Source organism: Marinomonas flavescens, assembly GCF_004352835.1.
Classification (GTDB): Bacteria; Pseudomonadota; Gammaproteobacteria; order Pseudomonadales; family Marinomonadaceae; genus Marinomonas; species Marinomonas flavescens.
On the sequence record NZ_SJSB01000003.1, the window covers coordinates 23,939 to 46,634 of the forward strand.

Here is a 22,696-nt window from a genome sequence, read left to right on the forward strand (position 1 = left end):
TCGTTAATCCTATTGCTTAATGAATTTGCCCATATTGATGGCTGCTAATACCAAAATGCTGGATAAAAGCCGCTTCAAATTGAGATTCGGTGAAACCGCTTCCGGCAATCACGGAGGGTTTTGATTTTGGGTTTTTACGCAGCATAGCCGCGGCATAATTGATTCGGCTTCTCATGTAATAATGACCGATAGATTGACCCACCAGATGTTGGAATCCAAGTGTTAGCGCATCTTTATTCAAACCCACGTGATGAGCGAGTTGTCCAATTTTTATAGGGGGCTGATTAGGAATCTCTAACCAGTTTTGAGCCTGAAATATTTTGCTTTGACAGTCTTCACACTTTATTAGGTGATTCAAGGTTTTGATTTGTTCGACTAATGTGAAGATACAGGAATAAACGTGCCCAATAAGGCTCAAAGTTTGCTCCTGATTGGTCAGCATTGAATGACAAACGGCTCTATTTTTTTCAGTAATTGGCAAGGTAAGTGATTTTTGCCCGTTGTTAATAGACTCAAATACATCTAAAAAATATTGCACGACTTGCTCTTCTGTTTCGTTAAATAACGTAGCAACTTGTTCTGCTGTTATATGTATTTGAAATAAAGATTTAGCGTCATCTTTGGCCATGATGAAGTCGCCGATTACATCTTGCTCCTGATAACTAATCTGAATGGCCTCAATGTCATTTACTGTTAGAATTTGGCTACTACCTAGGAGTGAGAAATACAGCCCTCGACGAGCTTGTTCGATGCATAATATGTCTGAATGACTACAAAGCTGCTGGTCTATTAGTTGCAAGTTAGGGAGCGGGCTTGTGTGTCGTTTGTGCCCACTTATAATATCAGTAAGGTCCATATTGACGTCTCCATGTTCGTCATAGGCTTCGTGTAAGTAAATATTTCGCATAGGCTTGGCCTCTGTTGATAATGGTTATCATTAAAATATTATATGCCTTCAAATGCAAGTGATTATCATTAATAATTTAAATTATTATCTTGTTCTGTGTGGATGGGCAATAAGCTAGCGTGTTGTTATGTATTGCTGGCTAGTCTTGGCAATTAGGTACTTGTTACACTGGGCGCATTGATTAATAAATACAGTCTGAGGAAATTATGAATAAGTCATTAGTAATAACAGGTATTGCTATATCGATAGCATTAAGTGGTTGTACGACTACGCCAAATAATACGCAAAAAGGGGCGGGTATTGGTGCTGTTGTCGGGGCTATTTTGGGTAAGGCGACAGGTGATAATGACAAAAGTCGTTATGTATGGGGTGCTGCGGTTGGTGCTTTAGCTGGTGGTGCGATTGGACGTTATATGGACAATCAAGAGCAAGAGTTTAAGAATGAGCTTGCTGGTACTGGTGTTCAGGTTGTGCGTGAAGGCGATAATCTTCGTTTAGTTATGCCTAGTGATATTACTTTTTCGACAAGCAGTGCGGCAGTAAACCAAAGTATTGATCCAGTGCTAAACGATGTGGCAAAGGTGTTAAATCACTATCCTAAAACGACCTTGTTAATCGAAGGGCATACTGACAGTTCGGGTTCTGAGCAATATAACCAACTACTGTCAGAGCGAAGAGCGAAATCGGTGAAAAATTTACTAATAACAGATGGTGTGAATTCTCAGCGTATTACGGCGATTGGTTTAGGGGAATACCAGCCGAAAGTGCCTAATACTAGTGCGGCGAATCGTCGAGAGAACCGACGTGTTGAGTTAAAAATTCAGCCTTTAGTGCAGTAAAGTCATTGTTTTGAGTGTTTGTTACTTATTTTCCATTAAGAAAAATGGGTAAGTGCAGATTTGAAACGTCATAAATGATTTTATGGCGTTTTTTTATAAGTATAAATCAATAATTCACATCAGATTGAAATTGCGTAGTACGGCAACACCAATACTGGTCGTTACTAACGAGGCGATGGTTGTTATAACGATAATATTCGCAGCTAAAGTAGCATTTCCCCCCATTGCTCTTACCATAACATAGCCTGCTGAGGCAGATGGTGCAGAGGACATAAGAAACAGCACGCCAAGCTCCATTTCCCTGTAGCCAAGAAGGTAACCACCAAAGGTAATCACTATTGGGATAAAAATAAGTTTGCCTGCAGAAGCGAGTAAAGCGACGGACATGTCTTTTTGTAGCGCTTTAAAACTTAGTGAGGCACCGGCACATAACAGAGCCAGAGGCAATGTCATTTGTGCAAAGTAAGCGCCTGCTTTATGGAGTGTAGAAGGCAGTGTAAGGCCACTAGCAGAGAAGACTAGAGCAGCACTTATCGCAATAATTAGTGGGTTTTTCGCGATTCCCTTAAGTGTCTGGGCAATAGTATTATTCGCGCCCATAGACTTATTTAAGCAAATTACAGAGAGAATATTAAAAAGAATGGTAACGCCACCTAAATAAATTGAAGCGACAGAGAAAACGTCTTCTCCATAAGCATTAACACAATAGGCGAGACCAATAATACCCATATTTGAACGAAAGGCACCTTGGATAGCTACCCCACGATCAGATTTGTTGTGAACTAATTTGGTGGTGAGTAATTCTAAAATGACATAGGTTACAGCGACCGCCAGCATGGCGTAAATGACAAGGGAAAAGTCTGTCTCTCGGCTGAGTTTTGCTTTTGATATATTGATAAATAGTAAGGAGGGGAGAGTGACGTTGAAAACTAATTTAGAGGCTATATCAATGAAGTTATCATTGATTAGCTGTATTCGGTATAACAGAATCCCTAGCACCAAAATCAAAAAAATTGGCATGGTGATAGAGAAAGAAAAACCGAGTACATCTAAAAAATTGTTCAACGCCATTCCTTTTAAAATGACTAGCCTTTATTGATTAGTCATTGTTTTCAAAGCGGTAGCCGGCGCCGTATACAGAATGAATTACATTTAATTCAGGTGCAACCGCAGAGATTTTTTTACGTAGTTTCTTAATGTGACTGTCAATAGTACGGTCACTTACTACGCGGCTATCAGCATAGATGCTTTTCATAATAAGGTCGCGGCCAAAAACGCGACCAGGTTCTTTGATTAGCAACTGAAGCAATTGAAATTCGACAGTTGTTAGATCAATTAACTCACCTTTATAAGTGGCACGAAGACGGTCAACGTCCAGATCAAAGCCATCTGTTCTTGGTGATTCGGTTTGGTCAAGTTCAACACGGCGAAGATTGGCTTTAACGCGGGCCACAATTTCACGAGGGCTGAAAGGTTTACAAACGTAATCATCTGCTCCCATTTCTAGGCCGATTAAACGGTCAATTTCTTCAGCTTTTGCCGTCACCATGATAATTGGAACACCACTAAACTGACGAACTTGCTTACAGATTTCGATGCCATCTAAACCAGGTAGCATAAGGTCTAGAAGAATCAAGTCCACTTGATTGTTCTTTACGTAATCAACCGCTTGATCGCCACGGTCGATATGGTGATTTTCATAACCAGCTTGGTCTAGGTAAGCACCCACTAATTCGGCTAATTTCGGTTCGTCTTCAACAATTAGTATTTTGCTCATAATTCTCTATGTTCCATATTAATTTAAAGGGAATTCTATTTTTATTCCTAAACCACCCTGTGGCGAGTGATAGGCATTAATACTGCCTTGATGGCCATCTACGATATTAGTACAGATGGCAAGGCCTAAACCTCTACCGCCTGTTGCTCTGTTACGTGAATTTTCTATTCGATAGAATTGTTCGAAAATTCGGTTTTTCTCTTCTTCGTTCACTCCTGGAGGCGTGTCTTCAAATAGCACAACGGCTTTCTCGTCTTCTCTTGTTAATACTATTTTCAGTTTTCCAGGAGCATTTGTGTACTTTAACGAATTATTCATTAAGTTTGCAAAAAGTTGGTGTAAACGATCCGTGTCACCAGTAATGATTATCGGGGCCTTCTTAATAATATCAAGTTCTAGTTCGATGCCCGCTTCATTATAACGAAGAGACATTGATTGAACGGTTTGTTCGATAATTTCATTTAGATCCGCGTCTTCCATTTTGTAATTAAGATTACCCACATCATGCATGGATAATTGATTTAAGTCATCTATAAGTCGAGCAAGATGAATCGTTTCTTGTTGCAGCGAGGCAAGGCTATCTGGTGAAACTTTGATAATCCCATCTTGCATTGCTTCAATCTCGCCTCTTAATATCGCCACAGGAGTACGTAATTCATGAGCGGTATCGGCAACCCATCTTTTTCTGGATTCTCTTGTATTCTCTAGTGTGATGGCGAGGTGATTAAAATCTGTACCTAAATCCGCTAATTCATCAGAGCCGTGAATTTTAATACGAGTATCAAAGTGGCCTTTTGATAGTTTGCGCGTTGCTTCACGCACTGTGCACAAAGGTCGGCTTAGCCACTGGGCAAGCGGCCAAGTGAGCAATGCAGCAATGGCTAACATAAAAGCAGATATCAATAAGAAGGCTTCCCCTTGTTGCCGAACGAATCGTAGGGTTTGGTCTTGCACTAGTGCGCGAATTGAGCGAAGCCCAATGTAGCCCACAATTTTTTTATTGACGATAACGGCGTGCGTCTCGGCTTTATCAAACGAGGTATCACCAATAAGGTTTTTCTGATTTTTGTTAAATAACAAAAATCGTTGGCGATAATATTGAGAAGGATAGATAAGATCCAAATTTGGAGTGCTTGGTGGTGGCACAAGATCTCTAAGATTTTCTAGTTTTTGTTTATGCCATGCTTTTTCCATTTGGCTTTCTTGTACCAAGAAATACCAGTCATCGTAATAAACGTATAAGTTGGCGGTTCTGTTCGCCATTTGTTCAAGAAAATCACGGTCTCTTTCTGTGGCATAAGATACAAAGCCACGGTCAAAGCTCCATTGAAAAACCTGCCACATAGAAACAATCACTAAGATATTGCTCAATACGAAGACGGCAAACAGTTTATGGCGAATTTTGAATTTCTTAGTAATCTTCATAATGGAGTCAATAAAATCCTGTTATGTGTGGACTTTCTTATGCTTAGAAAGTCGTAACGAGTTAAATAAAAATAACCTATCTATAGGCTAAAAGTAATGGCTCCGAATAGAATGTTTATCATACAGTTTTAATAATAATGTTCGCTACTTAGTCGCGGTGTAAACAATGAGGATTTGCTTGTTTTTTCTGGTTTTTTGTTGTTTTCGTGCTCAATGAAGAATCTTTTATGTATTTTAGCGACGTTTCAGCTTGCTGTATTGATCTAGAAAAATGTTTATATATCTTTCGTATTGGCTATTAAATTGATTCTCTTGGTATTTTTGTGACGGGTTGTAAACTCAATCAGTCGCTCGAAATGCATTTAAAAGGAGGAATCTCGCATTCTAGCAGTTCCTTCTTTTTCTCCTTCACGTTAGAATCTTGCTTTTAAGAACGCATAGAATAGGAAAATGTAATGGGCAGAGCCTTTCAAAACCGCAAAGAGTCCATGGCAAAAACGTCTGATCAAAAAGCCAAGGTTTATAGTAAATACGGCCGTGAGATTTATGTTTGCGCAAAATCCGGTGGTGTTGATCCAAACGGTAACTTGGCACTTCGTTCGCTAATCGACAAAGCGAAAAAAGATCAGGTGCCAACCCATGTTATTGATAAAGCGATTGATAAGGCGAAAGGTGGCGGAGGCGAAGATTTCGACACGGCTCGTTATGAAGGGTTTGGTCCTGGTAACACCATGGTTATTGTCGATTGTCTATCGGATAATCCGAATCGAACGTTTGGTGATGTACGTACTTGCTTTAACAAGGTTAAGTGTAAAATCGGCGGTCAGGGTAGTGTGAGTCACATGTTTGACCACAGTGCTATTTTTGTTTTTGATGGCACCGATGAAGAAGCTGTTTTAGAAGCATTGATGATGGCTGATGTCGATGTTACAGATATTGAGTTGGAAGATGGAAAGGTAACCGTTTTCACGCCAAATACAGAATATGGCAAAGCCAAAGCGGCGTTAACAGAAGCCTTTGGTGAAGTTGAGTTTGATGTTGATGAAATTCAGTTCGTTGCACAAAACATGACGGCCATTGAAGGTGACGATGTTGATCAATTTGATCGTTTCCTAGATCTTCTTAATGATCTTGAAGATGTTCAGCGTGTTTATCATAATGCTGAATATTAGGTGTTAGATTGATTCAATGGGATTTGATGCTATCAAACGGCATCAAATCCCATTGTTTTATGTTCAATATTCAATGTGTATTGATTGCTCGGCAAAGTAGCATAGTGCTAACTAAATAAGAGGTTCTGAGTGTCAAAGAAATACTCTAAAGCAAACCCTTCTAAGATAACGTCTCCCTGTGTTAATTTGTGTTCTCTCGACAAAGATGATGTTTGTATTGGCTGCTACCGTACTGGTAAAGAAATTAGTGCTTGGGGTCGTATGTCGAGTCATCAGCAGCGCGATGTGCTAATTAAAGTACGTGAACGTGAACAAGCCAGCCCGCTTGTTGATTGATTCTTTCTGCTGGCTTGTTAATAAGCTTCTAGTGTTAGTCTCGTCGATTTTGTTGTTATTTATTTTCCTCATTTTGGTTTTTTAACGCTATCCATTGAGACATGTATTGGGTGCTTTTTAGGCTGTGGTGTCTAAGCATTTTTCCCAGGAAGTGGTTTCTTCTTAAGTTGTCTTTCAGTGTTAACTGCAGATCAATCCGAGTCAAAAGTCGTGGTTCCCAAACGGCTTTGTCGTAAAGAGTGTTCAGAATGCAAAAACCATTTTGTTGCATTAATTGCCAGCTACTTTGGTCCTGATACAGTGAAACAGCAGCGTCGACAAACTCTTCTATATCGTCAGTTATTACGCCGTTCCAAGGCAAGTGACCATACATGGCTTCGGCGCCGACTGATGTGGTGATGCTAGGGGTGCCCATTTGCATGGCTTCGACCAATTTACCCTTGATGCCAGCACCAAAACGAATAGGTGCCAAGCAAATTCTGGCGCTCTTCATGACTTCTTGTGCGTCTTTTACCCAGCCCTTGATCAGAAAGCCTTCTTTTTCATTATGCAGTTGGGTAGCTTTGGGTGGTGGGTAAGCGCCATATATATGCAGCTCAGATTTGGGAAGTTTTTTGCGTATCTTTGGCCATACGGTTTGTTTTAGATATAGCACGGCATCCCAGTTCGGAGCGTGTCTAAAATTACCAATGGTAATGAAGTGTTGGCGCTCTTCAAATGTCGGTATGACGCCGTACTCAGTGGATTTTTCCAACATGAAGGGAAGGTGAAAAACATGTGATTCTGGAACATGGAATTCATTAACGAGAAGATCTTTCTCAAACTCAGAAATCATCAAGGTTAGGTCGCAGCGATGAATAGCGGCAATTTCTCGAATGCCTAAGTCGCTGTATAAATCTTCTAATTGGAATTCTCTTTTCTGCTTTAGCGCTTGATGACGAGCTTCACGTAGTGAGTGAAGGTCTTCGGTATTTAAAATACGCAGCGCCGTCGGGCAAAACTTTTCCACCCGCCAGCCAAATTGTTCTTCCATCATAAAGCGATCATAGATTACGGCATCGGGGGCAAGCGTAGCAATATACTGGTCAAAAGAGGCATCGTTAAGTGCGATGTGGTCGCTAGTGATGCCAAGCTCATCAAGATTGCTCATGTGTTCGGTTTGTTGAGCAGGACTAGCAAATGTAATTTGCCAATCGGCGCTACGAAAAGTATTCAGTAATTGCATCATCCGGCTGCCAGCCGCGGAAGAATTTGGTTCTGGCCATACATAACCAATGACGAGTAGATGCATTAGTGGTCTCTTTGTAGGGGAATAGGGAACGAATGTCCGGTTATTGAAAGTGAGCTAGGACATATAGGATGAGCTATTGTATCATTGTGCATAGATTTGTCTTGTCTGACGAAAGGATTTTCTGTTTGGGCAAGGTGTAAGCAAAACATGACGTTGAGAAGATAATATGATCATTAAACCAAAGATTCGCGGATTTATTTGTACGACAACCCATCCAGTAGGTTGTGAACAAAACGTAAGAGACCAGATTGCTTTTACAAAAGAGAAAGGCCAAATTGAAAACGGCCCTAAAAAAGTATTGGTCATTGGTTCTTCTAGTGGTTATGGCCTTTCTTCTCGTATCGCGGCGGCATTTGGGTCTGGTGCGGCAACAATCGGTGTTTTCTTTGAAAAACCTGCTAGTGAAAAGAAAACGGGTACGGCAGGTTGGTACAATGCGGCAGCCTTTGAAAAAGTAGCAAAAGAAGAAGGCTTGTATGCGAAGAGTATCAACGGTGATGCTTTCTCGAATGAAGCGCGTGACAAAGTAATCGAATTGATCAAGCAAGACCTTGGTGAAATTGACATGGTGGTTTATTCATTGGCATCGCCAGTGCGTAAAATGCCAGAGACTGGTGAAGTGATTCGTTCTGTGTTGAAGCCAATTGGCGAAACTTACCGTTCAACTGCGATTGATACGAATAAAGATGTCATTATCGAAGCGGAAATTGAGCCAGCAACAGAAGAAGAGATTGCTGCAACAACGACGGTAATGGGTGGCCAAGATTGGGAATTGTGGATGTCTGCGTTGCAAGAAGCGGGCGTGTTGGCAGAGGGTGTTCGTACGGTCGCTTACTCTTACATCGGTTCTGACATCACTTGGCCTATCTATTGGCATGGCGCGTTAGGTAAGGCGAAAGAAGATTTAGATCGTGCTTCTGCGGCGATTAATGGCCAGTTATCACCACTTAATGGCGGTGCGAATGTGGCGGTATTGAAATCTGTAGTCACTCAGGCGTCTTCTGCCATTCCTGTTATGCCATTATATCTTGCTATGGTCTTTAGAATAATGCGTGAAAAAGGTCTTCATGAAGGCTGCATGGATCAGGTTTATCGCCTATTCTCTGAACGTTTATATAACAATCATAATCCGGCTGAATTCGTAGATACTGCTAACCGTTTACGCTTAGATGATTTGGAATTACGCGAAGATGTACAGCAAGCTTGTCGTGAGTTGTGGCCACAAATCACCGATGAGAACTTGTTTGAAGAAACAGATTATCAACTTTACAAAGATGAGTTTCTAAAGCTTTTCGGCTTTGGCCTTGACGGTGTTGATTACAATGCTGATTCGAACCCATTGGTTGAATTTGACGTTATTACGTTACCATAAGCTAATAATAGCCTTGTAGAAAAAGGGGACTAGGTAACGGCTTAGTCTCCTTTTTTATTGTTTGATTATCTCTTATAGTATGGACTCTGCATTTGGGGTGGTTATGAAAAAAATTATAGGCGTTGCGTTTTTGTATCCATTAATGACCTTTGCACAAACGGTCGAGATTCAGCCTGTGGATATTATTTATGGAAATCAGGTGATTCATGGTCGTCATCAAGTTGTGCTTAATTCGCCAGATAAGGTGGCAATTATTCCTGCAGAGCAGAAGAAAGCTTCGCCATTGGGTCTAAATGTTGTTGTCACCGATACCGGGGATGATCGCTCTTATCTAGAACGCAAAACCATTGCAGCCAGAGAACAAGCCATTTACGACGAAGTGAATAAGCGAACTAAAGACGCGCCATTTACCGTTTTATTCACTGGTCACATACCGGACGATATTCAAGAAAAGCGCTTGCGGATGATGCCTGAAATCGGTGTGTTTGGTGATCAGCTTAATAAACTTGATAAGGCTCAGGGGGCAAATACAGCTCAGTCCAATACGCTAGATACAGGCGAATTTTCAGAAGTGAGACCAAATAATTCTGGTGCAACGTCGACGACAAAGTCTAAGCCTGTTGCGACACAAGAAGATAAGTTGGAGAAATTGATAGGCGGTTGAATCTTATCTTATGGTTTTTCTAACATAAGATTGTTGCCCTCTGGTTGAGCTTTTTCCCACTTTCCTTTTAAAAGTACATTCTTATCTAATGCTTTATTGTGAATGAGTATCTTTGCGGTGTTGCCTTCTTCTATCTTTTGCTTGATATATTGAACAAATCCTTTCTGTGTCATCTCTGTTACAACTTGAATAGCTTGTTTTTTATGGTCGAAATCTTGTTGGTGTTTGGCGATTTCATGCCATTCGTCGTAGGCGTTATCGCCTAAGTTTCTCGCTTTGTTCTTTAAGTTATGAAGTAGGTTGTTTTTAGCATTCTGGAAATCTTCTTGAGGTAATGATTGCAATAGTATTGCTTGTGTATGAATGAATTTTTCAATGGCTTTTATAATGGTGGTGGAGTCTTTATTAGGAGACTGTATTAAAAATCCCAAAATAGGGGTGTTGCGGGTGCTTAAATCCTCCACTGCAACAATGTAGCCTAGTTGTTGAATGGTTCGAAGTTGGTTGTAGAAACGGCTATTCAGAATATTGCATAAGATAGAAAAATACGACATTTGTAGTGTTGCTTCGTATTCCGTTTTTTTGGCTGTTTGAGGGTCTGTATCAATTAGTGAATAAAGGATGGTGCTGTCTTTACTAATAGATGGAAAGCGATATTCAATTTTTTCTTGTGGTACTAGATGTTTCGTTTCTACAGGTCTTGGTATCTGATCTGCTAATCTGCCAGTAAAGCGCGCGTGAAGTGTTTTTGCTAGTTGTATTGTGCTGCTTTTAGATAGGTTGCCGGTACTGTAGGCAATAACATCAAAGCTGCTTTTGGCCTCTTTAATAAAGTTTTGTAGATCATTTAAAGATAAATGTTGAAGGGCTTTTTCTAGCTCTTTGGTCGTGAAATTATTTTTTGTAATGAGCGAATTGAGTGCCATATTAGCACCTTGATAGGCTTGGCGACTTTTTTGGTTATCAAGATCTTTTTGAAGTTGAGATTTTATGCGTTCAAAGTCTTCTTGATCTGGACGAAATAAGAAAAGTTGATCGACAAGCCAAACTAAATAGTCCCCTTGTTTACCGGAGTAGCCTGTGGTGTTTATGGTGATGCCATTTAAATGGGGATATAAGCTATAACCTAGTCCGGCAATATACGGCTCGTAAGTTGAGTCACTGATGCTGTCGTTAAACGTTCTGGTCCATAGGTAATTTAATGCGGTGTGCTTAGCTGTATTAGCTGCATTTTTAAACCGAATGGCCAGAAAGTTGATGCCAGTTGGTTTTTTAAAGCTGGTGTCTGCCTTATGCCAAAATACAAAATCTTTTTTCTGATAAATGACGTGTGGTGTTGCATCTTGTTCATCGATTAATGTCAGCGTTTTGGGGATAAATGGGTTTTTCCTAGGCAGCGTAACGAGCGTACTTTTTGCCGATAAATGTACGATATTTAAAAAGCTTTGGCTAAATTGGTTGTTACTGTACTGACTCTGATACCAAGGTTCTGTCTGCCATTTTAGTGGCTCTTTTGCCCACGACGTTGGAAGTTTCTGCTGGGTGGAAAGTTGTACTAAAAGATTTTTGCTATTTAGTTCGTTCAAGATGTGAGTGATGACTTCTTCACTGGCTGATTTTTCGATTCTAAAGCTGCTTAAGGTGTCTTTCAGGGGGATCGATAGCATTCTTGAAGACAACAGTTTTGCGAGAGCTTGAGGTTCTATGTAGTTGTGGTAATCGTAAGTTAACTTGCTAAGTATTAAGTCTTCATCTAGATAGGTGGGGTTGATAGGGGTGGATTTAATGGTATCGATGGTTGCAAAAAATGCTTGTGCAACGTCGTTTATTTGTTGGTTGCCTTTATCCGTTAAACGTATTCTTGTGCAGAATAAAGCATTTTTTTCGTAATCGGGTGAGAGGCTGCTATCTAGGCTGTTTATAAGTCCTTTGTCTTTCAGTGAGGCATAAAGCGACCCTTTGCTTTCATTTCCCAGTAAATATGATAAATAGCGAGCTGGGCGCGTGCGAAAGTTTTTGTTTTGGCTGTCAATTTGATAGCAGAAAGACAGCATGTTGCTATTGATATTCGGTCGCGTGAATTGCAGCTGAGGCATGCCAGCCTTAAGTAAAGGAGGGGCTGGTGATCTTTTTTTAATCTCTCCTGATGGTATTGCTGAAAAATACTTTTCGGCCAGTGCTTCGAGTTGAATATAAGGTAAATTGGCGACTAATACTAAGGCCATGTTGCTGGCGACATAGTTTTGTTTGTAGAGTTTTAGTAGTTGCTGGTGTAACGGGTTATGCGGTCTGTCCTTTAGTGTGCTGAGGCTTCCTACAGTAAATTTGCTTTGAGGGTGATCTGGATTTAGTAGGGTTTTGAAGGCTTGGTTGAGTCTTCGGCGTTCACTGGTCAGTTTTGCTTTGTATTCAGCATTAACGGCATTTTTCTCCCTCTGTGCAGAGGATGAGCTTAATAGTGGCGATATGAAAAATTGAGAGAAGCGGTCAATAGCGCCTTCATAGTTATTTTTTTGTATGTCGAAAAAGAAATTTGTAGAGTTGATGCTGGTGTAGGCGTTATAAGTTCCGCCATGATTGCTGATGTAGGATTGGTACTCGCCAGGCGTCGGGAATTTTTTTGTTCCTAAAAGTAGCATATGCTCTAGGAAATGAGCCAAACCTTGTTGGTTTTTAGGGTCTTGATAGCTGCCAACATTAATCGCCATTGACGCTGCAAAGCGTTCTGCTTCGGGATCACTGACAAGAATGACGCGCAATCCGTTTTTAAGAGTAAGTAAATTGTAGTTGTTCTTATCGCTTGTTGCCTTGTTGGGAAGGGAATGGGGTGTAGGCGATGGTGGGCTATCTGCTACGGCATAAGAATGAATGCCGATGGTTGCAAATGAAAAAATAAGTAAATTAATTAGTGCTCTAGGTGATAATGTCATTTCAGCATGGTAGCTGAATTGTTAATGGGCACGCAATGGAAGGATTCCCATTGCGTGCAATTTTATTTTATTTGAGCATCTAATGATTTTCCATTGATGCCTTGGCTATCAGCGCCCATTAAATACAGGTAAACGGGCATTATATCTTCTGGTGTAGGAAGGGTGTCCGGATTTTCTGCAGGATAGGCTGAGGCGCGCATTGCGGTGCGAGTGGCGCCTGGATTGATGGCGTTGCAGCGAATGTTGGAGGTGTTTTCTAATTCATCCGCGAGCAGTTGCATCATTCCTTCTGTGGCAAATTTTGAGATAGAGTAAGCGCCCCAATAAGCTCTTGCTTTTCTACCCACACTGGACGTTGTAAATACAATAGATGCGCTAGGGGCTACCTTTAGTAAGGGGATGAGAGCTTGGTTCATCATGAACTGGCTGAACACGTTGACTTTCATGACTTGGTCGAACGTTTCGGCGTCATAAGTTTCGAGTGGTGTTCGTTCTCCTAGTAAGCTGGCGTTGTGCAAAATGCCATCTAAGTGTCCGAATTCATTTTCTAGTGTAGTGGCTAGCTCCACAAAATCATGCTCATTGGCGCCATCTAGATTGAGGGGTACGATGGCGGCTTGTGGGTAGCCTTTCGCTTCAATGATGTCGTAAACCGCTTCTAGCTTTTTAGTGGTTCTGCCTAATAAGACAACGGTAGCGCCATGTTGTGCGTAGGTGAGAGCGGCGGTTTTACCAATACCATCTCCTGCGCCAGTAACCAGAATTATCTTGTCTTTGAGTAGTTGCTCTGGGGCTTGATAATCAAACATAACGCCTCCTTTATCTCTTTGTTTTTATCAATTACAGGTTGGGTTTTTGAGTATGCACCATGTAATTCACAGACACGTCTTTGTCCGTTAGCTTATATTGCTTAGTGATTGGGTTATAAGTCAATCCTGTCATATGAGAGACTTCTAGTCCTGCTTGTCGTGCGTAATTATTAAGTTCGGCAGGCTGAATGAATTTGGCGTAGTCGTGAGTGCCTTTAGGTAGCATGTTTAAGATATATTCAGCGCCAATGATCGCAAATAAATACGCCTTGGGATTGCGGTTGATAGTAGAGAAGAACACATGGCCGCCGGGTTTTACAAGAGTCATGCATGCTGTGATAACAGACGCTGGATCAGGTACGTGCTCAAGCATTTCTAAGCAGGTGACGACGTCGTAAGTGCCGGCTTCGCGAGCCGCGATCTCTTCGGCAGTGATTCTTTCGTAATCGATGTCGAGTTTAGATTCTTCTAAGTGCAGCTTGGCGACGGCCAGCGGTGCTTCGCCCATATCGATGCCTTTTACGTCAGCGCCTAGTTTTGCCATGGCTTCTGACAATATGCCACCACCACAACCTACATCGATTACTTTTTTGCCAGAGAGGTCTGCGCGTTCGTTAATGTAGTCGACTCGTAATGGGTTGATGTCGTGTAGAGGTTTGAATTCATTTTCGGTATCCCACCAACGACTGGCTAGCGCTTCAAATTTAGCCACTTCAGTAAAATCGACATTGTTGTGCTGTTCTTTTGTGTTGGTCATGGTTAATTTCCAGTGGTGTTGTAGGGCGCTTTTTGGCATCTAGGGTGTTGATTTGGATAGATGTCTGCCATTTAGTGGCGGATTGGCCAAAGTAATCTTTGTATTATAGCGAGATCAATAGAGGCAACCAATAGGAAACTTAGCTTGCTTACGGTTTCTTTGTCAGTTAATGGTCTGAATCGAGTCTTAAAATGTGTCAAATTGAAGGTCTTGAATTAGTCGCCAATTAGCAAACAAAAGATCCTGTCGCAGAGGTGTTATTTATTTCCTTATGATACAATGCAGCGCTTATAAAAAGATATCAGGGCGTCTGTCAGACTCCGAGGCATAAGGATCGGTTGTATCTATGGGTGAATTAGCCAAAGAAATTATTCCCGTCAGTATCGAAAACGAACTAAAGGGTTCCTACCTAGATTACGCAATGAGCGTAATTGTTGGGCGTGCATTACCAGACGTACGAGATGGTTTAAAACCTGTCCATCGTCGTGTTTTGTTCGCGATGAATGAACTGAAAAACGATTGGAATAAACCGTACAAAAAATCCGCGCGTATCGTCGGTGATGTGATCGGTAAATACCATCCACATGGTGATGTCGCAGTTTATGACACTATCGTACGGATGGCTCAGCCTTTTTCCATGCGTTATACATTGGTTGATGGCCAAGGTAACTTCGGTTCCGTTGATGGTGATAGTGCTGCAGCAATGCGTTATACCGAAATTCGTATGGCGAAAATTGCTCATCATCTATTAATGGATCTTGAGAAAGAAACTGTAGATTTTGTACCTAACTATGATGGTACAGAGTTTATGCCGTCAGTAATGCCTTCACGAGTGCCTGCTTTATTAGTAAATGGTTCTGCAGGTATTGCTGTTGGTATGGCGACAAATATTCCCCCTCATAATCTAGGGGAAATAATCGATGGCTGCTTAGCTGTCATTGATAATGCTGACATTACTATCGAAGAGTTGATGGAGCATGTGCCTGGGCCTGACTTCCCAACAGCGGCCTTTATTAATGGTCGTGCGGGTATTGTCGAGGCTTATAAAACAGGTCGCGGCCGCATTTATATGCGTGCTCGTCATCATTTTGAAGACATGGAAAAGGGCAATCGCCAATCCATCGTTTTCACTGAAATTCCTTATCAGCTGAACAAAGCGAAAGTCATTGAAAAAATCGCTGAGCTGGTAAAAGACAAAAAGCTAGAAGGTATTAGTGAATTGCGTGATGAGTCTGATAAAGACGGCATGCGTATTGTTATTGAATTGCGTCGCGGTGAAAATCCAGACGTAGTGGTAAATAATATTTTCACTCAAACACAGCTACAGTCTGTTTTTGGTATCAATATGGTGGCCTTGGTAGATGGTCGTCCACAATTGCTTAACCTGAAACAAATTCTTGAATGTTTCGTTAAACACCGTCGTGAAGTGGTGACTCGTCGTACTATCTTCGAGCTTCGCAAAGCGCGTGAACGTGGTCACATTCTGGAAGGTTTGGCAGTGTCTCTGGCCAATATCGATCGTGTTATTGAATTGATCAGAATGTCGCCAACCTCGGCTGAAGCAAAAGAAAGAATTGTTGCGGAATCTTGGCAGCCAGGCAATGTAATGGCAATGCTGGAGCGAGCAGGTTCTGATGCGTGTCGTCCTGATGATCTGGATGTGCAATATGGTTTTGTTGATGGTGCTTACCACCTTTCTCCAGACCAAGCGCAAGCTATTCTTGATTTACGTCTGCATCGTTTAACAGGGTTAGAGCACGAAAAGCTCATGGCGGAATACAAAGCGCTGATTGAGTTGATTGCTGAACTGTTGGAAATCTTGTCTAACCCTGATCGTTTGATGGAAGTTATTCGTGAAGAGTTAGAGGATGTTCGTGATTCTTTTGGTGATGTGCGTCGAACTGAGATCTTAACCTCTCGTCAAGATTTGACGATTGCTGATTTGATTGATGAAGCGCCTATGGTTGTGACTATTTCGGATACAGGTTATACGAAATCTCAACCATTAGAAGAATACAAAGCTCAGCGCCGTGGCGGTCGTGGTAAATCTGCTTCAGCCATGAAAGACGAAGATCACATTAGTCATTTGTTGGTAACAAGCAGTCATGACACGGTTATGCTGTTTAGTAACTTCGGTAAAGTGTACTGGTTGCGAGTGTTTGAGATTCCAACGGCCAGTCGTAACTCGAAAGGTCGTCCGATTGTTAACTTGTTGCCACTGGCTGAAGGCGAACATATTTCAGCATTGCTACCACTGACGGCGCCAGAAAAGTCAGATGCTGATGCAGAAGTTGATGAAGACGCTCAAGAAGCAAGCAGCTACATCTTTATGGCAACTGCTAACGGTACGGTTAAGAAAACGGCGATGGAGCATTTTGCTCGCCCTCGTTCTACCGGTTTGATTGCATTGAGCTTGGATGAGACGGATGCCCTTGTGGGTGTTGCTCAAACAACTGGCAATGATGACATTATGTTGGTATCTAGCTCTGGTAAAACGATTCGTTTCTCTGAAGGCGATGTTCGTGCCATGGGTCGTACTGCAGCAGGTGTTCGTGGTATTCGTTTAGGCGAAGACGCTAAAGTGGTTTCTTTGATCGTTCCTCAAGAAGGCGCTGCCGTCTTGATGGCCTGTGAAAATGGTTATGGTAAACGTACTGCGATTGACGACTTCCCTGTCTATGGTCGTGGTGGTCAAGGGGTTATCGGTATCCAAGTGTCTGAGCGTAATGGCCCAGTGGTTGGTGCGACTCAAGTGGACGAAACGGATGAGATTATCTTGATCACAGATCAAGGAACCTTGGTTCGTACGCGCGTCACCGAAGTCTCTTGTCAAGGTCGAAACACACAAGGTGTTACCTTGATTCGCCTCACAAATGATGAACACCTAGTGGGTGTGGTTCGTGTTGTCGAGGACGATGAAGGTGATGTGGAAGAGGGTGAAGAGCTTGGAGTAGATGAGGCGGCAGCGCCGACTACTGCTTCTGGTGAGACGCCTGATACCACCGAAGACAAAGAGTAATAAAAGCGGCGCACCTTGGTGCGTCGCTTTTGTTTAAGTTAGATCCTGGATACTAGAGGTAAAAAACAGGATGAGCCGAGTTTATAATTTTTGTTCTGGTCCAGCTGCACTCCCTGAAGAAGTTCTAAAGAAAGCGCAGTCTGAATTGTTGGATTGGCATGGCGCTGGCGTTTCCGTAATGGAAATGAGTCACCGTAGTGCTGAGTTCATGTCTATTCTTGCTTCGGCAAAAGCGCGTTTGACGCGGTTGCTGGATATTAGTGATGACTATGAAATCTTGTTTGCACAGGGTGGCGCGTCTACCTTGTTTGCACAGATTCCTGCCAACCTAATGAATGGCTTTGACTCGGCTTGTTACTTGGATACGGGCGCATGGTCCACCAAGGCAATTAAAGAAGCAAAAAAATACGGTCAGGTTAATGTGGTAGCGTCTTCTAAAAAGCAGAAGTACCAAACTGTACCTGATTTTGCTTCTTTGGTATTGGATGAAAGTGCGGCGTATCTGCATTTGTGTCCGAATGAAACCATTGGTGGTTTGGAGTTTTCTGAATTACCAGAAACGTCTTTGCCGATTGTAGCGGATTTATCGTCTACTATTTTGTCTCGTAAAATAGACGTTAGCAAATACGGTTTGATTTACGCGGGCGCTCAGAAAAACGTGGGCCCGGCGGGTGTGGTTATTTGTATTATTCGTAAAGACTTGTTGGCGCGCAGCAGTGATGACTTGCCGACAACGTGGAATTTTGCAAATTTGGCGGCAAATGATTCGATGATCAATACTCCACCTACTTTCGCGATTTACTTAGCGGACTTGGTGTTTGAGTGGTTGGAAAATCAAGGCGGTGTAGGCGCCATTGAGCAAGCCAATATCCGTAAGGCTGAGGCCTTGTATCGTGCGATTGACGAAAGCAGTTTCTATTCTAATCCGATCGACCCTGCGTATCGTTCGCGTATGAATGTGCCTTTTGTGTTGGCGGATGAGTCTCTTGAAGCCTTGTTCTTAGAAGAGTCAGAAGCGGCCGGTTTGAGAACCTTAGCAGGCCATCGTTCTGTCGGTGGTATGCGTGCGAGTATTTATAACGCTTTGCCGATGGAAGGGGTGCAAGCCTTGATCGACTTCATGCATTCTTTTGAACAGCGTCACGGATAATTATTATGGCAAATACGAAACAGTCTGTGCCTGAAACACTGCCTTTGCTCAGGGATCGAATTGATTCGATCGACTCGCAAATTCAATCATTGATTAATGAACGAGCTCAGTGTGCTCAAAAAGTAGCAGAAGTGAAGTTGGCTGATCAAGGTGGCGACGCCGTGGTGTTTTATCGTCCAGAGCGCGAGGCTCAAGTATTGCGTCGCGTAATGGAGCGCAATGAAGGGCCGCTTGGCAATGAAGAAATGGCGAAGATCTTTCGTCAAATTATGTCTTCTTGCTTGGCGCTTGAAAAGCCGATGCGCATTGCGTTTTTGGGGCCAGAAGGGACCTTTACGCAGCAGGCGGCATTGAAGCACTTCGGTAAATCTATTGTCAGTGCGCCGATGGCGGCGATTGATGAGGTGTTTCGTGAAGTCGAGTCTGGCGCGGCCAATTATGGTGTGGTGCCAGTTGAGAATTCCACTGAAGGTGTGGTAAATCACACCTTGGACAGCTTTCGAGATTCGCAATTAAAAATTTGTGGTGAAGTGGAAGTGCGTATCCATCACCATTTGTTAGTGAGTCCGCATAGTAATGCGGATGAAGTGACGCATATTTACTCGCATCAACAATCATTGGCGCAATGTCGTGCTTGGTTGGATCGTTATTGGCCACATGCCGAGCGCGTGGCGGTGAGTTCTAATGCAGAAGCGGCACGTCTTGCGGCAGAAGCGGGCAAGAACGGTCGTGCTGTAGCGGCCATTGCGGGTGAAGTGGCGTGTGAATTGTATGGTCTGATGACGATATCTGCCAATATAGAAGATCGTCCTGATAACACGACGCGCTTTTTGATTGTTGGGAATCAGGATGTACCAGCGAGTGGTAAAGATAAAACCTCCTTGTTGATCAGTGCGAAAAATGAGCCGGGTGCTCTATATCGTTTGTTGGAGGCGTTTGAGCGTCATGGTGTTGATATGACCCGCCTTGAAACAAGACCTTCACTGATGAGTCGTTGGGGATATATCTTTTACATCGATTTTGTTGGTCATTATCAAGACGAAGGTTGTCAGGCGGTAATTGAAGAGTTAAGAGCTCGAGCGTCTGAAGTGAAGGTGCTTGGCTCTTACCCGATTGCCGTTCTTTAGTCTAATGGTTGGTGTTGTTTGTGAATAGAAATGATTCAGAAAGCGTGCTTGATCTTCTCCAGGAGGTTAAGCCGTTCGGTAGTGTATTGATTGTCGGGCTTGGCATGATTGGTGGCTCTTTTGCCAAGGCGCTAAAAGAAAGAGGTTTGGCCACGCTTTACGGTGCAGACCGTAGAGAAGGTGAGTTGGCCTTAGGTGTGTCGACAGGTGTTATTGATCATCCTGCTGCTCTGACAGAAGAATACATTGCGCGCATGGATGTGATCATTTTAGCGACTCCCGTTAGAGCTATGGAGTCCGTGCTATTAGAAATACAGCCGTATTTAAAAGCGACGACTCTGCTGACCGATGTGGGCTCTACGAAAGGCAGTGTAATCAGTGCCGCCAAAAAAGTCTTTGGTGAAGTGCCTGCGAATTTTATACCGAGTCATCCTATTGCAGGTGCGGAAAAAAGTGGTGTATTAGCCGCTAATTCTCAGTTGTTTGAAAAGCACATGGCGATTGTGACGCCTTTGGTCAGCAGTGATCCGGTTTTGTTGGATCGGTTGCATCAATTGTGGGTGGCGGTTGGTGCTGATGTGGTGAGTATGGATGTTGAGCATCATGATCATGTTTTAGCGTCGTCTAGCCATTTGCCACATTTGCTTGCTTATACATTGGTTGATGCATTAGCTAACAGTGATCGTAGTCAAGATGTATTCAAATTTGCTGCGGGTGGGTTTCGTGATTTTACGCGTATTGCGTCAAGCGATCCTGTCATGTGGCGAGATGTTTTCTTATCTAATAAAGACGCAACATTAGCGACCTTAGATCACTTTACTGAGCGATTATCGGTCATGAGGTCTGCCATCGAACAGGGTGATGGTGCGAGTATGTTTGGTGTTTTTACCCGAGCAAAGTCTGCGCGAGATCATTTTTTAAGATTATTAGAGCAGCGTACTTCTAAAGTCATTAAAGAAGTAAAGCCTGTCACTATCAGTGTTGCACCGGCCTCATCGATAAAGGGAGATGTTTCTTTATCAGGTGACAAGTTATTGTCACATAAAGCGATTACGCTAGCGAGTCTGTCTCATGGTGTGAGTCATTTGCGTAATGTCGATTTGACTGGCGATGTTCGTGTGACCATGCAGGCCTTTAGGGATATGGGGGTAGTCATTGAAGAGGTTGCTTCCAATCAGCTAAGGGTTCATGGTGTTGGTTTGAAAGGGTTGCAAGCACCTATTGCACCGATCAATGTGCATCAGTCTGGCGTGAGTTTGTCTCTTTTGTTGCCTGTTTTAGCGGGTCAAAGCTTTCCTGTTACTTTAATCGGTGAAGGGGCTTTGTTGAATCAGCCGATGAAAGAATTGTTTGATATTGCACGCTCCATGGGTGGTCACGTAATGACGGCTACTGCGGATTGTTTGCCAGTATCCTTGGCCCCATCAAATTCGCAGCGAGTGTCTTTAGTATTAAGTAATGGCTCGAAAAAGCTACATGCTGCGGCTATGTTTGCCATGTTGTATTGCCCAAAGGGTTCTGAGTTCCGTGCCTGTAGACAGGGTGTGTCGCAGATAAAAACCTTGTTTTCATGTTTTGGTCTTGATATTGCAATTGACGACCGTGTTGTCAGTCTGGTGCCAACAACACCGCAAGGAACGGATATTGAGTTGCCGGGAGATGTTAATCAAACGGCTTGGTTAGCACTGTCTGCCGCGCTATCGCCGGGTTCAAGATTGAGTATTCAGAATGCGTTGATTGGTGAAATGGCATCACCTTATTTGCCTTTTTTGAAAAGGATTGGGGCGAATCTTCGGATTATAGAAAAAGCGTCAGGTGGGTTTTCTGTTGGTACGGTGAATGTTTCATTTTCGCCATTATCTTCTTTTGAACTCAGTGCTGACGAGGTTTATTGTTTGCGTGAAGAGTTGACGTTTGTTTGTGTGGCGGCGGCTTATGCTTCTGGTGTTAGTGTAATACGAGGTGTGTCTGATTTACCGTATTATTATGAAGATCGTATTTTGTCTTTAATTGATGCATTAATGCATGTTGGCATCGTATGTGAATACAGCTCAGGTAATTTATTAATCACTGGTGGTATGCCATCGGGTGGTGAAGTGGACTGTGCTGGTGACGATCGTTTGGCTTTGGCTATGCTGACGCTTGGTTTGCGCAGTAAAGAAATAACCAAGGTAAATGATTGTCAGAAATTATTAGAAGAATTTAACGAATTAGAGAGTATTACGGCACAGTTGGGTTTTCATTGTGCGGTAATGCAGTAGTAATTGAAGAGGAATGTTTATGATAAATCAAGCTCCAGTCATCGCGATAGATGGTCCAAGTGGTGCCGGTAAAGGCACTGTCAGCCAGCTAATCGCAGAGAAACTGGGATGGCGTTTGCTTGATAGCGGTGCATTGTATCGATTGTTGGCGTTGGCTGTGTCTCACCATGGTATGTCAGTAGACGATGCAGAAACATTAAAGGTGCTGGCTGAGCATTTGGATATTCAGTTTGAGCAAGCGGAAGATGGTAAAGTTGAAATTATTTTAGAAGGTGAAATTGTTACCCAGGCGATTAGAACCGAAGAAGTGGGTAATAATGCATCTAAATTAGCGGCTATTCCTGAAGTTCGAGAAGGTTTATTGTTGCGTCAGCGTGCTTTTGCACAGACTCCAGGGTTGGTTGCGGATGGGCGTGATATGGGGACTGTTGTGTTTCCTGATGCACAAATTAAAGTCTTTTTAACGGCCTCTGCAGAGGAGCGAGCGCAAAGACGTTTGCTTCAATTGGAGCAGAAAGGTGCCGTGGTTAATTTTGAAGAATTAGTAAAATCTATAAAAGAAAGAGATGAGCGTGATGCCAACCGAGCCATCGCGCCTTTAGTGCCTGCAGCAGGCGCCCTAGTTATAGATAGTACTGAACTTACAATAGATCAGGTGGTTGAGATGGTATTTGCTGAAACAGCAAAGGCTGGTCTTATATAACCTGTTCTTTTGTGTGTGTTAAATGTGCTAGAATAGATTAAATGTTATTCAAGTCGGTGGGAGACCAGCAACGCTCTTATCGCAACAATCATAAAAACTGACCCGTATTTGCTGGTGATACGGATAAGACCAAGATTTTTTGGTCAACTATATAGGA

At 42.7% G+C, this 22,696-nt stretch carries 18 protein-coding genes; 10 read left to right on the forward strand and 8 right to left on the reverse strand.

The genetic code is table 11. From position 1 onward, the window contains the following. Nucleotides 1-16 precede the first annotated feature (16 nt). The gene (locus tag E0D70_RS03885) at nt 17-907 is read right to left on the reverse strand and encodes a helix-turn-helix transcriptional regulator (RefSeq protein WP_133010972.1); all 891 of its coding nucleotides are present in this window, start codon (nt 905-907) and stop codon (nt 17-19) included. Nucleotides 908-1,113: 206 nt separating this feature from the next. Between E0D70_RS03885 and E0D70_RS03890 the strand changes: the two genes are divergently transcribed. Continuing rightward, a complete protein-coding gene (locus E0D70_RS03890) occupies nt 1,114-1,746 on the forward strand; it encodes a YiaD family glycine zipper/OmpA-like lipoprotein (RefSeq protein WP_133010973.1) in 633 nt (210 codons plus the stop codon). A gap of 114 nt (nt 1,747-1,860) precedes the next feature. Here E0D70_RS03890 and E0D70_RS03895 read toward each other — a convergent pair whose 3' ends face one another. Genes E0D70_RS03895 through E0D70_RS03905 form a run of 3 tightly spaced genes read right to left on the reverse strand, consistent with a single transcriptional unit; the run spans nt 1,861 to nt 4,948 of the window. Further along, a complete protein-coding gene (locus tag E0D70_RS03895; RefSeq protein WP_133010974.1) occupies nt 1,861-2,817 on the reverse strand; it encodes an AEC family transporter in 957 nt (318 codons plus the stop codon). A gap of 28 nt (nt 2,818-2,845) precedes the next feature. After that, a complete protein-coding gene (locus E0D70_RS03900; protein WP_133010975.1) occupies nt 2,846-3,523 on the reverse strand; it encodes a response regulator in 678 nt (225 codons plus the stop codon). A gap of 18 nt (nt 3,524-3,541) precedes the next feature. Continuing rightward, nucleotides 3,542-4,948, reverse strand: coding sequence for an ATP-binding protein (locus E0D70_RS03905; protein WP_133010976.1), 1,407 nt, complete (start codon nt 4,946-4,948; stop codon nt 3,542-3,544). A gap of 455 nt (nt 4,949-5,403) precedes the next feature. Between E0D70_RS03905 and E0D70_RS03910 the strand changes: the two genes are divergently transcribed. Further along, nucleotides 5,404-6,120: a YebC/PmpR family DNA-binding transcriptional regulator gene (locus tag E0D70_RS03910; RefSeq protein ID WP_133010977.1), complete on the forward strand. Its 717-nt coding sequence runs from the start codon at nt 5,404-5,406 to the stop codon at nt 6,118-6,120. Nucleotides 6,121-6,249: 129 nt separating this feature from the next. Beyond that, nucleotides 6,250-6,456, forward strand: a complete 207-nt coding sequence (locus tag E0D70_RS03915) for a DUF1289 domain-containing protein (RefSeq protein WP_133010978.1) — start codon at nt 6,250-6,252, stop codon at nt 6,454-6,456. Nucleotides 6,457-6,511: 55 nt separating this feature from the next. Here E0D70_RS03915 and E0D70_RS03920 read toward each other — a convergent pair whose 3' ends face one another. Next, the gene (locus tag E0D70_RS03920; RefSeq protein ID WP_133010979.1) at nt 6,512-7,747 is read right to left on the reverse strand and encodes a glycosyltransferase; all 1,236 of its coding nucleotides are present in this window, start codon (nt 7,745-7,747) and stop codon (nt 6,512-6,514) included. Between the two features lie 166 nt (nt 7,748-7,913). On the opposite strand from E0D70_RS03920, the gene fabV reads away from it, so the two are divergent. Together fabV and E0D70_RS03930 are read left to right on the forward strand one after the other, a co-directional pair. After that, entirely contained in the window at nt 7,914-9,119 is a 1,206-nt protein-coding gene (fabV, locus tag E0D70_RS03925; RefSeq protein ID WP_133010980.1) for an enoyl-ACP reductase FabV, read from the forward strand. Nucleotides 9,120-9,222: 103 nt separating this feature from the next. Then, entirely contained in the window at nt 9,223-9,783 is a 561-nt protein-coding gene (locus E0D70_RS03930; protein ID WP_133010981.1) for a hypothetical protein, read from the forward strand. A gap of 8 nt (nt 9,784-9,791) precedes the next feature. Here E0D70_RS03930 and E0D70_RS03935 read toward each other — a convergent pair whose 3' ends face one another. The 3 genes from E0D70_RS03935 to ubiG all read right to left on the reverse strand — a co-directional run bounded on the left by E0D70_RS03935 (nt 9,792) and on the right by ubiG (nt 14,279). Beyond that, complete coding sequence (locus E0D70_RS03935; RefSeq protein ID WP_133010982.1) at nt 9,792-12,713, reverse strand: insulinase family protein; 2,922 nt, start codon at nt 12,711-12,713, stop codon at nt 9,792-9,794. A 62-nt stretch (nt 12,714-12,775) separates the two neighbouring features. Beyond that, the gene (locus E0D70_RS03940; protein ID WP_133010983.1) at nt 12,776-13,522 is read right to left on the reverse strand and encodes a YciK family oxidoreductase; all 747 of its coding nucleotides are present in this window, start codon (nt 13,520-13,522) and stop codon (nt 12,776-12,778) included. 31 nt (nt 13,523-13,553) lie between these two features. Then, nucleotides 13,554-14,279, reverse strand: coding sequence for a bifunctional 2-polyprenyl-6-hydroxyphenol methylase/3-demethylubiquinol 3-O-methyltransferase UbiG (ubiG, locus tag E0D70_RS03945; RefSeq protein WP_133010984.1), 726 nt, complete (start codon nt 14,277-14,279; stop codon nt 13,554-13,556). Between the two features lie 346 nt (nt 14,280-14,625). Between ubiG and gyrA the strand changes: the two genes are divergently transcribed. The 5 genes from gyrA to cmk all read left to right on the forward strand — a co-directional run bounded on the left by gyrA (nt 14,626) and on the right by cmk (nt 22,539). After that, entirely contained in the window at nt 14,626-17,298 is a 2,673-nt protein-coding gene (gene gyrA, locus E0D70_RS03950) for a DNA gyrase subunit A (RefSeq protein WP_133010985.1), read from the forward strand. A 70-nt stretch (nt 17,299-17,368) separates the two neighbouring features. Continuing rightward, entirely contained in the window at nt 17,369-18,448 is a 1,080-nt protein-coding gene (serC, locus tag E0D70_RS03955) for a 3-phosphoserine/phosphohydroxythreonine transaminase (protein WP_133010986.1), read from the forward strand. A 5-nt stretch (nt 18,449-18,453) separates the two neighbouring features. Then, nucleotides 18,454-19,575 (forward strand): prephenate dehydratase, encoded by a 1,122-nt coding sequence (gene pheA / locus E0D70_RS03960; RefSeq protein ID WP_133010987.1) that lies wholly within the window; start codon nt 18,454-18,456, stop codon nt 19,573-19,575. Nucleotides 19,576-19,595: 20 nt separating this feature from the next. After that, entirely contained in the window at nt 19,596-21,836 is a 2,241-nt protein-coding gene (locus E0D70_RS03965; RefSeq protein ID WP_240536977.1) for a prephenate dehydrogenase/arogenate dehydrogenase family protein, read from the forward strand. A 19-nt stretch (nt 21,837-21,855) separates the two neighbouring features. Continuing rightward, nucleotides 21,856-22,539 (forward strand): (d)CMP kinase, encoded by a 684-nt coding sequence (cmk, locus tag E0D70_RS03970; protein ID WP_133010988.1) that lies wholly within the window; start codon nt 21,856-21,858, stop codon nt 22,537-22,539. Nucleotides 22,540-22,696: the final 157 nt, after the last annotated feature.